The organism is Propioniferax innocua, from assembly GCF_006716235.1.
GTDB lineage: Bacteria > Actinomycetota > Actinomycetes > Propionibacteriales > Propionibacteriaceae > Propioniferax > Propioniferax innocua.
In genome coordinates, this window is record NZ_VFOR01000002.1 from 48,705 (window position 1) to 61,875 (window position 13,171).

The 13,171-nt window shown below is 66.3% G+C and carries 17 protein-coding genes; 4 read left to right on the top strand and 13 right to left on the bottom strand.

Going from position 1 to position 13,171, the window contains the following annotated elements; all coding sequences use genetic code 11:
* Positions 1-12: 12 nt before the first annotated feature.
* The 4 genes from FB460_RS06945 to FB460_RS06960 are packed head-to-tail and all read right to left on the bottom strand — an operon-like array spanning position 13 to position 2,702.
* On the bottom strand, positions 13-828 hold the full coding sequence (locus FB460_RS06945) for an SCO1664 family protein (protein ID WP_142093438.1): 816 nt from the start codon (positions 826-828) through the stop codon (positions 13-15).
* Positions 821-1,426: a DUF3090 domain-containing protein gene (locus FB460_RS06950; RefSeq protein ID WP_142093439.1), complete on the bottom strand. Its 606-nt coding sequence runs from the start codon at positions 1,424-1,426 to the stop codon at positions 821-823. The genes FB460_RS06945 and FB460_RS06950 overlap by 8 nt, the downstream gene beginning before the upstream one ends.
* Positions 1,427-1,462: 36 nt before the next feature.
* The gene (locus tag FB460_RS06955) at positions 1,463-2,149 is read right to left on the bottom strand and encodes an MSMEG_4193 family putative phosphomutase (protein ID WP_142093440.1); all 687 of its coding nucleotides are present in this window, start codon (positions 2,147-2,149) and stop codon (positions 1,463-1,465) included.
* Between the two features lie 19 nt (positions 2,150-2,168).
* On the bottom strand, positions 2,169-2,702 hold the full coding sequence (locus FB460_RS06960; protein ID WP_142093441.1) for a flavin reductase family protein: 534 nt from the start codon (positions 2,700-2,702) through the stop codon (positions 2,169-2,171).
* 150 nt (positions 2,703-2,852) lie between these two features.
* On the opposite strand from FB460_RS06960, the gene FB460_RS06965 reads away from it, so the two are divergent.
* The gene (locus FB460_RS06965; protein ID WP_142093442.1) at positions 2,853-3,686 is read left to right on the top strand and encodes an undecaprenyl-diphosphate phosphatase; all 834 of its coding nucleotides are present in this window, start codon (positions 2,853-2,855) and stop codon (positions 3,684-3,686) included.
* 58 nt (positions 3,687-3,744) lie between these two features.
* On the opposite strand, the gene FB460_RS13420 is transcribed toward FB460_RS06965, so the two are convergent.
* Positions 3,745-4,425 (bottom strand): peptidylprolyl isomerase, encoded by a 681-nt coding sequence (locus FB460_RS13420; RefSeq protein WP_142094249.1) that lies wholly within the window; start codon positions 4,423-4,425, stop codon positions 3,745-3,747.
* A 26-nt stretch (positions 4,426-4,451) separates the two neighbouring features.
* Between FB460_RS13420 and FB460_RS06975 the strand changes: the two genes are divergently transcribed.
* A complete protein-coding gene (locus tag FB460_RS06975) occupies positions 4,452-5,078 on the top strand; it encodes a cob(I)yrinic acid a,c-diamide adenosyltransferase (RefSeq protein WP_142093443.1) in 627 nt (208 codons plus the stop codon).
* Positions 5,079-5,123: 45 nt separating this feature from the next.
* Here the strand turns inward: FB460_RS06975 and FB460_RS06980 are convergent, their stop codons facing one another.
* A complete protein-coding gene (locus tag FB460_RS06980) occupies positions 5,124-5,570 on the bottom strand; it encodes a DUF2550 domain-containing protein (RefSeq protein ID WP_142093444.1) in 447 nt (148 codons plus the stop codon).
* Between the two features lie 123 nt (positions 5,571-5,693).
* Here FB460_RS06980 and FB460_RS06985 point away from each other — a divergent pair, with 123 nt between their 5' ends.
* A complete protein-coding gene (locus tag FB460_RS06985; protein ID WP_142093445.1) occupies positions 5,694-5,888 on the top strand; it encodes a hypothetical protein in 195 nt (64 codons plus the stop codon).
* Here the strand turns inward: FB460_RS06985 and FB460_RS06990 are convergent.
* Positions 5,838-6,170, bottom strand: coding sequence for a hypothetical protein (locus FB460_RS06990; protein ID WP_142093446.1), 333 nt, complete (start codon positions 6,168-6,170; stop codon positions 5,838-5,840). The two genes, FB460_RS06985 and FB460_RS06990, sit on opposite strands and share 51 nt — an antisense overlap.
* 30 nt (positions 6,171-6,200) lie before the next feature.
* On the opposite strand from FB460_RS06990, the gene FB460_RS06995 reads away from it, so the two are divergent.
* Positions 6,201-7,235, top strand: coding sequence for a hypothetical protein (locus FB460_RS06995; RefSeq protein ID WP_142093447.1), 1,035 nt, complete (start codon positions 6,201-6,203; stop codon positions 7,233-7,235).
* A gap of 33 nt (positions 7,236-7,268) precedes the next feature.
* Here the strand turns inward: FB460_RS06995 and FB460_RS07000 are convergent, their stop codons facing one another.
* The 6 genes from FB460_RS07000 to FB460_RS07025 all read right to left on the bottom strand — a co-directional run bounded on the left by FB460_RS07000 (position 7,269) and on the right by FB460_RS07025 (position 13,162).
* Positions 7,269-7,706: a F0F1 ATP synthase subunit epsilon gene (locus FB460_RS07000; RefSeq protein WP_142093448.1), complete on the bottom strand. Its 438-nt coding sequence runs from the start codon at positions 7,704-7,706 to the stop codon at positions 7,269-7,271.
* Positions 7,707-7,708: 2 nt separating this feature from the next.
* Positions 7,709-9,163, bottom strand: coding sequence for a F0F1 ATP synthase subunit beta (atpD, locus tag FB460_RS07005; protein WP_142093449.1), 1,455 nt, complete (start codon positions 9,161-9,163; stop codon positions 7,709-7,711).
* A 7-nt stretch (positions 9,164-9,170) separates the two neighbouring features.
* Positions 9,171-10,091, bottom strand: a complete 921-nt coding sequence (locus FB460_RS07010) for a F0F1 ATP synthase subunit gamma (RefSeq protein ID WP_142093450.1) — start codon at positions 10,089-10,091, stop codon at positions 9,171-9,173.
* 3 nt (positions 10,092-10,094) lie between these two features.
* Positions 10,095-11,735 carry a F0F1 ATP synthase subunit alpha gene (gene atpA / locus FB460_RS07015; protein ID WP_142093451.1) on the bottom strand — a complete coding sequence of 547 codons (1,641 nt, stop codon included), beginning with the start codon at positions 11,733-11,735 and terminating at the stop codon, positions 10,095-10,097.
* A 75-nt stretch (positions 11,736-11,810) separates the two neighbouring features.
* The gene (locus tag FB460_RS07020) at positions 11,811-12,614 is read right to left on the bottom strand and encodes a F0F1 ATP synthase subunit delta (RefSeq protein ID WP_142093452.1); all 804 of its coding nucleotides are present in this window, start codon (positions 12,612-12,614) and stop codon (positions 11,811-11,813) included.
* Entirely contained in the window at positions 12,611-13,162 is a 552-nt protein-coding gene (locus FB460_RS07025) for a F0F1 ATP synthase subunit B (protein ID WP_142093453.1), read from the bottom strand. Before FB460_RS07025 ends, FB460_RS07020 begins: the two co-directional genes overlap by 4 nt.
* Between the last annotated feature and the right edge of the window lie 9 nt (positions 13,163-13,171).

The following is a 13,171-nucleotide window of genomic DNA, read 5'->3' on the forward strand; positions in this document are numbered from 1 at the left end:
CAACGGCGGCCCTCAGAGCGGCGGCCACGGGATCGAGGGCCAGTCGTCACTCGGGAGGGGCATCCCGTCCTCAAGAAGCCGTTCGCACCGGCGGTGGGCGGCGGTCACCTCATCGGCGCTGATGAGGTCGTCGAGGCCGTCGATCACCTCGTCGGCGAGCGTCACGAGCCCGATCTCGTCATCACGCAGTGGCTCACCGGCCCATCCCCACAGGATCGTCCGGAGTTTGTCGTCCTGATGCCAGGTGACGCCGTGGTCGACGCCCCACACGCGGGTCATGGAGTGCTCACCGGACTCGGCGCTGACCGGCAGCAGGTGATAGCCCTTGCGGTCGGAGTTGTTGATGATCGCGTCGAACAGGGCGATGCGTCGCAGCGCCTCGTGATCGGCGTGGGCGAGCACCACGTCGTTGTCATCGCCGTCGACGCCTTCAAGGATCGCGAACCACCCCGGCGGTGTCCTTCCCGGCGGATCGATCCGCACCCACTGCTCGAGCCTGTCGGCGTCGATCCACTGCTGCAGCATGCCCATCCCGAACGGGCCGTCCACCAGCGTCGTCGGCGGCACCACGTCGAAACCGGCACGTGCGCTGAGTCGCGCCGAGGCGACCTCCCGTTCGGCGAGGGTGCCGGTGGGAAAATCCCACAGGGGCCGTTCCCCCGCGACGGGTTTGTGGATGCAACGGCGAGCGGTGCCCTCCTCGTCGGTGACCTCCACCAGGAAGGTGCCGTTGGAGGCACCGGTCAGGCGTCCGAGCAGACGCATCGTCCCCTCCGCCCACGCGAACCCATCCTCGGGTTCCCACAGGCGGACACGCTCGTCAGTCATCGAGAAGACCGCTGCCGAACAGCGGGCGGCGATAGCCATTGGCCCGAGGGCAGATGTGTCCGTCGGGATCGATCGGTTGCTGACAGAACGGGCAGGCCGGACGCCCCGCCTCGACGACAGCACGGGAGCGGGCCACGAAATCGCGGGCCGCAGCCGGTCTGAGCGAGACGATGAACACCTCGGCGGCTTCGGATGCCTCCAGGCTGGCGGCTTCGGCAGCATCGGCGTCCTCGGGGACATCGATATCGGTCTCGGTGACGGGGAAGAGTTCGATGACGATCCGTTCGGACTTGGGATCCCAGGCGATCGTCATGGTGCCGATGCGGAACTCCTCCTCGATCGGCACGTCGAGGGGGTCGGCGTCCACCACTTCGTCGCGACGCGGTGGCACCTGCACCGTCCCTGCCGACAGGCGTCCGATCTCGTCGAGGACGCGGTCGAGGTGCTCGGCGAGTACTTCCACCTGTTGTTTCTCGCACACCGCGCTGGTGAGTCTGCGACCCTGCCGTGCCTGCAGGAAGAACGTGCGGTCCCCCGGCTGCCCAACGGTGCCGGCGACGAACCGGTCCGGCTGCTCAAAACGGTGCTCGATCGGCATATGCCCTCCTGGATCTTCCACCCTAGTTGTTGCGGTTCAGGCGTCCCGCCCGCCGACGACCGCGTGGCCTTCGGGAATCTCGGCGTCCTTCACCGGCTTCGGAATCAAGGAGGTGAACTCCCGCCCGGTGATGTTGACGCCCAGTACCTGTGGACCCTGCGGGGTGTAGCGGATGATCGAAACCGACGCCGGGTCCACCACGAGACGCTGGAACAGATCGAGGTGCAGGCCGAGGGCGTCGGCGATGATCGCCTTGATCACATCGCCGTGGCTGACCGCCATCCACAGGGCGTCGGCACCGTGTTCGTCGGTGACGCGGGCGTCCCAAGTGCGGGCGGCGTCGACGGCACGGGCGTGCATCTCCCGCAACGACTCGCCCTCGGGGAAACGCGCCGCCGACGGGTTCTGTTGGACGGTCTTCCAGAGCTCCTGCGTGGCGAGATCGGTGAGCTTGGCTCCCGACCAGGTGCCGTAGTCACACTCGGTCAGGCCGGTCTCGGGGGTGGGTTCCAGATCGGGTGCCACCAGTCGTGCGGTCTGCTGGCATCGCTCCATCGGTGAGGCGACGACCCGGGCGATGGGCAGCTCGGCCACCTGCGTCGCGACCCTGCGGGCCTGCTCGATGCCGGTGTCATCCAATGACATCCCGGGCAGGCGACCGGCGAGGATTCCTTCTGCGTTCGCCGTGGAGCGTCCGTGTCGGACCAACAGAACCGTGGACATGGCCGCAACGCTACCTTGCTCAATCGAGCACGTAACGTCCGCGCTCATGGCGCAGGGCATCACCTGTCCCCCGCTCGGCGGAGACGACCCGTGCACGCACGAGCAGGGCCCATCCGGCGTGGGTCGCGGCGTCGATGATCTCGGCGCTCACCCACGCGGCCGCATCGTCGAGACGCGGCCCGTGGTCGGTGTCGGTCCATTGCCCGAGGGTGAAGGGGCCTCCCGGTGCGGGGGCGAGCCGTGCGAAGGCATCGGCCAGGTTCGCCGACGCGATGCCGTGCCCGAGGACGTTGACGGTGATCGGTGTGCCGGGCTCGAGCTCATCGGCGAGATCGGAGTGCTCATCGAGCAATCCGATGACCTCCGGGGCGCGCTCTCCACCGTCGGGGGCACCGTCGGCGAGCATCATCGATGAGATCGTCCAACCCTCCCGGCGTCGGCCCGCGCCGGTGGTCCACACCGTGACCGGCGCCGGCAGAAGACCCCGCACGCGACGCAGGGCGTCCCGGTCCGCAGGTGGCGTGGCGAACGGGTGCTCCTCATGGATGGTCATGCCCCCAGCGTAGGAGGATGTCTGCCGCGCTTTCTTCCGCGGGCCCCACGGGCTTGTCGAGACATCCGCCCCGAGGTGGACACCGTCGCTTCGTCACGCGAGTACTCTCGGCCCGGTGCCACCCGCGCACGACACACCGGAAGGGGTTCCATGACCTGGTTGGAAGCGATCATCCTGGGCATCGTCCAGGGGCTCACCGAGTTCCTGCCCATCTCCTCGAGCGCGCACGTCTCGATCGTGGGCCAGTTGACCGGCAGCCAGGATCCCGGCGCCGCCTTCACCGCGGTGACCCAGCTCGGCACCGAGACCGCCGTGGTCATCTACTTCGCCAAGGACATCGGCCGGATCATCGCCCAGTGGTGCAAGGCTCTCGTCGGCAAGGTGCCCCATTCCGACCCCGACGCCCGCATGGGGTGGCTGGTCATCATCGGCTCGATCCCCATCGTGGTCCTCGGGCTCCTCTTCCAGGACGCCATCGAGTCCTATCTGCGCAATCTCTGGATCACCGCAGCGATGCTGGGTGGTTTCGGTCTGTTGATCGGTGTGGTCGACCGGTTCGCCCGCAACGAACGTTCCCTCGAACAGCTCACGTGGAAGCACGGTGTGCTGTACGGACTCGCCCAGTGCCTCGCACTCATTCCCGGCGTCTCCCGTTCCGGTGGCACCATCGCTGCCGGCCTCGCCATGGGCTACCGACGCGAGGCCGCTGCCCGCTACGCGTTCCTTCTGGCCATCCCCGCGGTGTTCGGATCAGGGCTCTTCCAGCTCGCGAAGGTCGGCGCCACCGACCCCGACCCGCAGTGGGGTCCGATCGCCGTCGCCACGATCATCGCGTTCTTCGTGGGCATCGCGGTCATCCACTGGCTGCTGAAGTACATCAGCACGCACGATTTCCGCTGGTTCGTCGTCTACCGCGTGGTGCTCGCCATCGCAGTGGCGGTGCTGCTGCTCACCGGCGTCCTGGAACCCCTGCCCCAGGTTTGAATGAACCGGTTCGAATGAACAGGTTTGAATGAACAGGGCCTGACTCACGCGCCCTGCGTCACTTCCTGGTGACCGACTGGATACGTGCCTCGTTGTTGGGCTTGCCGTCACCGGGGCCATTGCTGGAGTCGTGCGATTCACCGGCCATCGTCCCGACGGTCTCCACCGAGGCGTCGTCCATGTGCCCGAGGATCGTGTAGTCCGGAGGCAGCGGCGAATCCTCGTAGACGAGGAAGAACTGCGATCCGTTGGTGTTGGGGCCGGAGTTCGCCATCGCGACGGTCCCCTTGGTGTATTCCCCGGCCTCCTCGTCGGCGAAGGCGTAGCCCGGGCCGCCGGTGCCGCTGCCGGTCGGGTCGCCGCACTGGAGCACGAACAATCCCTGATCGGTGAGCCGGTGGCACTGGGTGTCGTCGAAGTAGCCCTGCTCGGCGAGCGAGGCGAAGGAGTTGATCGCGCACGGTGCCTTAGACCGATCCATCGTGATGGTGACCGGCCCCTCGTTCATCTCGATGGTGTACGTGACCTCACCTTCGGCCGGAACATCCGAGCTCGGCGGCGGGTCGACCGGCTTGGCGGGCTCGACGCCACTGGAGGGGTAATCGCACGTGGTGACGCCCCCTGCATAGTCGGGGTCGGTGCTGTTGCCCTGAGGGGCACAGGCCGATGCGGTCACGATGAGGCCGCCGGAGACGGCGACGAGGGCAGCGGTGCGCAGCTGGTTGCGGCTCTGAATCATCACAGCGGTCACTGTAGCCTCGTGGCATGGTCGTCCTCAGCAAGATCTACACACGAACCGGCGACGCCGGCACCACGCGTCTCTCGGACAATTCGGTCACCAGCAAACTCGATCCACGCATCGAAGCGTATGGAACGGTCGACGAGACGAACTCCACCATCGGCATGGCCCTGTCCACCGGTCAGGTTCCCGAGCAGGTGGCCGAGAAACTGCGCATCATCCAGAACGAGCTCTTCGACGTCGGTGCCGACCTCTCCACTCCCCTCGCCGAGGAGTACGAGTACCCGCCGCTCCGAGTGGATCCGGCGTCGATCGAGCGGCTCGAACAGTGGTGTGACGAGCTCTCCGAGGAGCTGCCGACGCTGCGTTCGTTCATCCTCCCCGGTGGCAACCCGGCCGGTGCGTGGCTGCACATGGCCCGCACCATCTGCCGCCGCGCAGAGCGAGCGGCGTGGGTTCCCGTCGCCGCGTTCCGCGAAGCGAACCCCGATGCCGATCCCGAGGCGGAGGGCGGCGTCAACCTCGATGCGGTGAAGTACCTGAACCGACTCTCGGATTTCCTGTTCCTCGCCTCCCGCGCTGTCAACGGCGTCGAGGACGAGGTGCTGTGGGTGCCCGGGACCGATCGGGCCAAGCCCGACGACGAGGAGTGACCGGCGCCCGTCGAGCCACAACCGCAGGTCTCGGCCCAAGGCCGGTCAGGTGTCAGGAAACCGATCGATGCTCGGTGGCGCGGCTTCGATCCAGCTGAGCAGACCGGTGGCTGATTCGTGGTCCATGGCGACCTCGACCTGACGCTCGCCCTTCGCAGTGCCGAACTCGACCTCGAGCACGCGCTCATCGCCGTACAGCTCGTCGGCGGGTTCGGCCTCGCGGCTCTCCAGCACATGCATCGTGGAGCGACGCATGCGAAACCGCGGGCTCAGCCCCAGTGAGAAGATGCGAAACCACTCGAGGTACTCGCCCTGATAGCGCGCGGCCCCGAGCTGCCACGGCTTGTTCCCACCCGAGGGTCGCAGGGCACAATCGAATGTGCCGCCGGAACGAGAGAGCCATCGACGTCGCGCGTACAGCCAGACGAGCGGGATACCCACGCACGCAAGCACAGCGATGACCCACAGCTCGATCACCGTCCACCACTCCATGACCAGAACCTAGTCCCACTGACCACATGAGTGCCACCCGGGTGCAGTAGTTTCGCCCGAGCATGGTCCGGATCCCTCCGGTCAATCACCGCAGAGCCAGCCATCACAGAACAGGAGAAGATCATGTTCATCCCCCTGGATGTCCCACCGGATCCCGTCCCGGTGTCCCCGACGGATGACGGCGGCGCCGGCTTCCTGATCATCCCGGTCGTCCTCGTTCTGCTCGTGCTGGTGATCTCGATCGCGCTGCTGGTGCGGGCACGTCGATCACGCCGCGAACGACCCCCACATCATCAGCAACAGCCCCACCAGGACTGACGCGGCATTGGCCGCCGTCGATGTGAGCAGAGCGACGCGCCATCCGGGCCGGCACACCAGCTGTGCAGCGACGCCTTCCAGCACGGCGATCAGAACCTCCATGAGCACCAGTGCCGAGCCCCCGACGCCACCGCCGGCCACCCACCACAGGGTCGGGTGGGTCACGGCGTTGACGCCCAGCGCGAGAATCACCCGGCGCCCGAAACCACCGGCGTCGAGCAGCCACACCCACAGCGGTACTTCCACCACGAGCGTCAGGACGAAGGCGATCCACCACGGCACACCCGCACGCTACCGAGGATGGGGACCGGCATGACACAGGTACTGGACACCGGGCGACGCCCCGGAGTGCTCACGTTGAGCCTGCTCGGGATCGCCGGAGCCCTGACCGTGTCCCTGTCCGCGCCGCTGGCGACCACCGTGATCGGGCTGGCACTGTTCGGGATCCTTCACCACGTTCTGGAACTGCGTTACATCACCGGACGCTTCGGCACGCTGTTCTCCCTCGAGGGCTGGGTCCTGCTGCTGGCGTTGATCAGCGGAATCGTCCTGTGCCGCACCACGGCTCCCTGGGCGCCGGACTTCAGCCGGATCGGGGAGATCTCACTCGGTTACCTGGTGATCGGGTATGCGCTCGTTCGTGTGCTGCGGGGCGGGCGTCGCGTCATCGCCGTGTCGATCGTCGCTGCATTGGCCGCCCTGTCCTTTCACTGGAGCACATGGCATTTCATCGTGCTGACGCACCTGCACAACGTGATCCCGCTGTTCTTCTGGTGGGAGTGGTCCCGACGCATCACCGATCCGCTGCGGCGTCGGGCCTTCCGTGCGATCCACCTGCTGTGGGTCGTGGCCATCCCGACGCTGATCCTCGCCGGCGCTCTCGACGGTGTTCTGACCGCCGGTTCGCAGCTCGTCGCGCCCGTGGTGGGTGACGGGTCCTCGATCATCGAATCCACAAGCATCCCAGACGCCTCCCCCATCGTGGACCTCAGATTCCTGACGATCTTCGCCTTCGAGCAGACCATGCACTACGTCACCTGGGTCGGCATGATGCCGACGCTGACCCCACGCGAGACACGAGCCTTCGAGCAACGCGTCCCGGCGCTGCGTGGCTGGCGGACGTGGCTCCTGGGCCTCGGATTGGCGGGCCTGCTCGGCCTCGTCTTCATCAGCGACTATCTCCAGGGCCGCAGTCTCTACGGCACCATCGCCAGCTATCACGCCTATCTGGAGTATCCGGTGCTGCTGGGTGTCGTCTTCGGCGCCGGAACCTCGCAACCGATGGACGCCCACAGCACCTCTGGAACGGCATCCGTGGAAACGGCGACAGCCGCCACCCGAAGGTGACGGCTGTCGTCTCGTGTTCGTGCTCGTCCGGGGTCAGCCCGTGATCTCCTGGTGGCGACGCGCGGCACGCACCTGGGCACTGGCCCGCTCGTAGCGGACCTCGAGCTCCGGATCCCGGTTGGTGAAGCCCTCGTTGGCGGCGCTCTCCAGCTCTTCGCGCGCCTTGTAGAGCTCCTTCTCGGCCTCTTCCAAGGTGATCTCGTGGCCAAGCTTGGCGAACTCGCTCAGCACCGAGACGTGGCGTCCGGGCTCCACGGAGATGAATCCCCCGTCGACGGCGACCACTTCGCGGTTGCCGTCGACGGCGAACACCTCCACCGCGCACGGGGCGAGAACCCCGAGGAACGGCTCGTGCCCGGGCAGGATGCCGATCTCACCCTCGGTGGTGCGGGCCATGATCTGGTGTGCGTCTCCGTTCCAGACCTCACGCTCTGCGGAAACGACCAACACCTTCAGGGTCTTCTCGGCCATACTCACTGTTCCTTCTGGATCTTGGCCCAGTTCTCCATGACCATGTCCATGTTGCCGACGTTGAAGAAGGCCTGCTCGGCGATGTGGTCCACCTCGCCGTTGCAGATCATCTTGAAGCCTTCGACGGTCTCGGCGACCGGCACGGTCGAGCCCACGACACCGGTGAACTTCTCAGCGGTGTACGTGTTCTGCGAGAGGAACTGCTCGATACGACGTGCACGCGACACGACGACCTTGTCCTCTTCGGAGAGTTCGTCCACACCGAGGATCGCGATGATGTCCTGCAGTTCCTTGTTACGCTGGAGGATCTGCTTGACCTCAACTGCGGTGTCGTAGTGCTCCTGACCGATGTACTGCGGGTCGAGGATGCGCGAGGTCGACGTCAGCGGGTCCACGGCCGGGTAGAGGCCACGCGAGGCGATGCTTCGGTTGAGCTCGGTGGTCGCGTCGAGGTGGGCGAACGTGGTGGCCGGAGCCGGGTCGGTGTAGTCATCGGCCGGCACGTAGATGGCCTGCATCGAGGTGATGGAGTGGCCGCGGGTCGAGGTGATCCGCTCCTGCAGCTGGCCCATCTCGTCGGCCAGGGTGGGCTGGTAACCCACGGCCGAGGGCATACGGCCGAGCAGGGTCGAGACCTCCGAACCTGCCTGCGTGAACCGGAAGATGTTGTCGATGAACAACAGCACGTCCTGGTTCTGCACGTCACGGAAGTACTCGGCCATGGTCAGGCCCGAGAGCGCGACACGCAGACGGGTGCCCGGGGGCTCATCCATCTGACCGAACACCAGAGCGGTGTCCTTGAGCACTCCGGCCTCGTCCATCTCGAAGATGAGGTCGTTGCCCTCACGCGTACGCTCGCCCACACCGGCGAACACCGAGGTGCCCGAGTGGTTGTGCGCGATACGGAAGATCATCTCCTGGATGAGCACGGTCTTGCCGACACCGGCACCACCGAACAGGCCGATCTTTCCGCCCTTCACGTAGGGGGTCAGGAGGTCGAGCACCTTGATGCCGGTCTCCAGCATCTCGGTCTTCGACTCGAGCTGGTCGAACGCCGGAGCATCGCGGTGGATCGGCCAACGCTCGTTCACCTCGATGGTCGAGGGGTCGACGTTGAGCACGTCACCGGTGGCGTTCCACACGTGGCCCTTGGTCACATCGCCCACGGGGACGGTGATGGGGGCACCGGTGTCACGCACCTCCTGGCCGCGACGCAGACCGTCGGTGGGCTTGAGCGAGATCGCGCGGACCACGTAGTCACCCACGTGGAGGTTCACCTCGAGGGTGATGGTGCGCTTCTCGCCCATGATGTCCACATCGACGAGCAGGGCGTTCATGATGTCGGGCATCTGGTCCGGTGGGAACTCCACGTCCACCACCGGGCCGATCACCCGGGCGATACGGCCGACGCCGCCGGTGCTGGCGGCCGCCTGGTTGTCAGAGACGGTTGCGGTCATGGTTCTCTCACTCGCTCTCGGCATTTGCGTCGGCCAGCGCATTCGCGCCACCCACGATCTCACTGATTTCCTGGGTGATCTGCGCCTGGCGGGCCTGGTTGGCCTGCCTGGTAAGGCTCTCGATCAGTTGCTGCGCGTTGTCGGTCGCAGCCTTCATGGCGCTCTGCTTCGAAGCCAGCTCCGAGGCGGCCGACTGCAGGAGGCAGTAGTGGATGCGGCTGCTGATGTACAGCGGCAGCAGCTCGTCCATGACCTCCTCCGGTTCGGGCTCGAAGCCGTACAACGGGTGCATCTCGCCGGGGTCGGCGGGCTTGTCGTCCTCATCTGCCTCGACGACTTCGAGGGGAAGCAGACGCAGCACCTCGGGCACCTGCGAGATGCGCGAGATGTAACGGGTGTAGACGATGTGGATCTCGTCCACACCTCCCTCGTCGGTCGGCTTCATGAAGGCGTCCAGCAGGGTCTGGGCGATCTCACGTGCCTCGGCATAGCCCGGGCTCTGCGAGAACCCCTCCCACGTGCCCAGCATGGGGCGCTCGCGGAACTGGTAGTACCCGATTCCCTTGCGTCCGGTGACGTAGGCGTCGATGTCGAGACCCTTCTCGTCGAGAAACTCGACGAGCTGATCGCCCTTCTTCAGCACGTTGGCCGAATAGGGGCCGGCCAGACCCTGATCAGAGGTGATCAGCAGCATCGCCGCGCGGGTCGGATTCTCGATCTGGGTCGTCAGCGGGTGCTCGACGTCCGACAGAGTCGCCACCGCCGACACCGCACGCGTGAGTTCACGCGAGTACGGTGCCGAGGCCTGGGCCTTCTGCTGGGCCTTGATGATCCGGCTCGCGGCGATGAGCTCCATCGCCTTGGTGATCTTCTTCGTCGCGGAGACCGAATTCCTCCGCTGACGAAGTTCGCGCAAGCTGGCTGCCATGGATCAGCCCCGCTTCTGCTTGACGATCTTCTCCTGAGCCAGACCGTCGGCGTCCATGGCCTCCACGTCTTCCTCCTGCGCGGCGAGGTGCTGGCCCTCGCTGAGCTGGAAGGTCGGCTTGAAGTCCGCCACGGCGGCGCGGATGGCCTCAGCGGTGTCGTCGTCCCACTTGCCGGTCTCGGCGATGTTCTGCAGCACCGAGCCGTTGTGGCGCAGGTACTCCAGGAACTCGGTCTCGAAGCGGAGGACGTCCTTCACCGGGACGTCGTCGAGCTGTCCATCGGAACCGATGAACACGCTGACGGTCTGCTCCTCGACGGCCATCGGGCTGTACTGGCCCTGACGCAGCAGCTCGGTGAGACGCGCGCCACGCTCGAGCTGACGACGCGAAGTCGCGTCCAGGTCGGAGGCGAACATGGCGAAGGCCTGCATGTCGCGGTACTGGGCCAGCGAGATCTTGAGCGTGCCGGAGACCTTCTTCATGGCCTTCACCTGAGCGGCACCACCCACACGGGACACCGAGATGCCCACGTCGATGGCCGGACGCTGGTTGGCGTTGAAGAGGTCCGACTGCAGGAAGATCTGGCCGTCGGTGATGGAGATGACGTTGGTCGGGATGAACGCCGAGACGTCGTTGGCCTTGGTCTCGATGATCGGCAGGCCGGTCATCGAGCCGCCACCCATCTCGTCGGAGAGCTTGGCGCAGCGCTCCAGCAGACGCGAGTGGAGGTAGAACACGTCGCCGGGGTAGGCCTCACGGCCCGGCGGGCGACGCAGCAGCAGCGACATGGCGCGGTAGGCCTCGGCCTGCTTGGTGAGGTCATCGAACACGATGAGAACGTGCTTGCCCTCGTACATCCAGTGCTGACCGATGGCCGATCCGGCGTACGGGGCGATGTACTTGAAGCCGGCGGGGTCGGATGCCGGGGAGTGAACGATGGTGGTGTACTCCAACGCACCGGCACGCTCCAGGGCACCGCGCACCTCGGCGATCGTCGAGCCCTTCTGGCCGACGGCGACGTAGATGCAGCGCACCTGCTTCTTGGGGTCGCCCGACTCCCAGTTGGCCTTCTGGTTGATGATCGTGTCGATCGCAATGGCGGTCTTGCCGGTCTTGCGGTCGCCGATGATGAGCTGACGCTGGCCGCGACCGATCGGGATCATGGCGTCGATGGCCTTGATACCGGTCTGCATGGGCTCGCGGACCTCCTGGCGGTCCATCACGCCGGCGGCCTGGATCTCCAGTGCACGGCGACCGGCCAGATCGGTGATCTCGCCAAGGCCGTCGATCGGGTTACCCATCGCGTCGACGACGCGACCGAGGTAGCCGTCGCCGACGGGCACCGAGAGCACCTCGCCGGTGGCGCGCACCTTGCTGCCCTCTTCGATGCCGTCGGAGCTGCCGAGGACGACGACGCCGATCTCACGGACGTCGAGGTTCTGGGCGATGCCCAGGGTGCCGTTCTCGAACTCGACCAGCTCATTGGCCATGACCGAGGGGAGACCCTCAACGCGGGCGATGCCGTCGCCGGAGCTGAATACGGTGCCCACCTCTTCGCGGGTAGAGGTCTCCGGGGTGTAGTTCTGGACGAAGTCGTCCAGTGCGTTCCGGATCTCCTCCGGACGAATCGTGAGTTCCGCCATCGTTGCGTCCCTGCTTCCTTGTTCGGGCTTCGGTTACGGAGTTGTCTGTGTTGCGTTACGTCAGGCGATCGGGTGTCAGGCGATCCGGCGCTCGGCCTGCTGGAGACGTCCAGCGACCGTGCCCTCGATCACTTCATCACCGATCTCGACGCGGACCCCTCCGAGGAGGTCCGGTTCGACCACGACGCGAAGATCGACCTGATGGCCGACCTGACGGCCCAGCGCCACACGCAGGCGCTCGACCTGATCAGCGGGAAGGGGACGTGCCACACGCACGGTCGCGACGACCCGATCACGGAGTTGCGCGGCCAGCGAGAGGTACCCCTCTGCGGTGTCATGGAAGGTTCGCGTGCGTGCCTTCACAGCACGGCGCGCCAACCCCACGGTGATGGGATCGGCCCGACCGTCCAGCAGTTTCGACACCAGAGCCTGACGGCCCTCGAGATCGGAGTACTGCTGCGCCAACGCGTCACGCAATTCGCCATTGGCGGCGACCAGCCGCACGAAGCGGAAGAGCTCGTCCTCGACCTGATCGAGGGCCCCCTTCTCGTTGGCTGCCAAGAGCTCGGCGCGAACGGCCTGACGCTCGAGTGCGGCCACGAAGGTGTTGGGACCACTCCATCGTTGACGAGCTCCGGCCTCGACCACAGCGAGCGCTGCTGGCGAGACCTTGCCGGTGAGCACGGTACGAGCCAGAGCCGCGCGGCGCTCCCCCTCCTGCGAGGGATCGGTGAGGGCCCGACGCAGGGTCACTTCCCCGTCCAGCAGGTCGGTGACGGAGAACAGCTCGCTGCCGAGCTCAGCGCCGTGCGGCTGCTGGTCCAGCACACGGTCCAGGCTCGAAAGCCGTTCGGTCTCGGCCGCGCGTGTCTGGCTCATACCTGCTGCCCCACATTCTGGGCCGACTGCCCGTCATTTTCGAGGTCGGCGAGGAAACGGTCGACGGTGCGTCGTGCCCGCTCGTCGTCATCGAGGGACTCGCCCACGATGCGACCCGCCAGGGTGGTGGCCAGGCCACCGACCTCGGCACGAAGCTGGCTGACGACCTGTGCTCGCTCGGCCTCCATCTGGATGCGCGCCGATTCGACGATGCGCTCCTTCTCGGCCTCGGCCTCGGCACGCATCTCCGCCTTGATACGAGCCCCGTCGTTCTTGGCGTCCTCGCGGATGCGAGCCGCCTCCTGACGGGCCTCGTTGAGCTGCTGTTGATGCTCCTGCAGCGCGGCCGCGGCCTCGGCCTGAGCACGCTCTGCCTTCTCGATGCCGCCCTGGATCTGCTCGGTGCGCTCCTCGTACATCCGCTCGAAGGCGGGCACGACGACCTTGCCGATGAAGATGGCGATCACCACGAGCAGCGCGAAGCCCATGACGACTTCGATGAAGTGGTGCGGCAGCAGCGGCCCGAGGTCAATTTCCATCGGAACCATGGTGGTTGC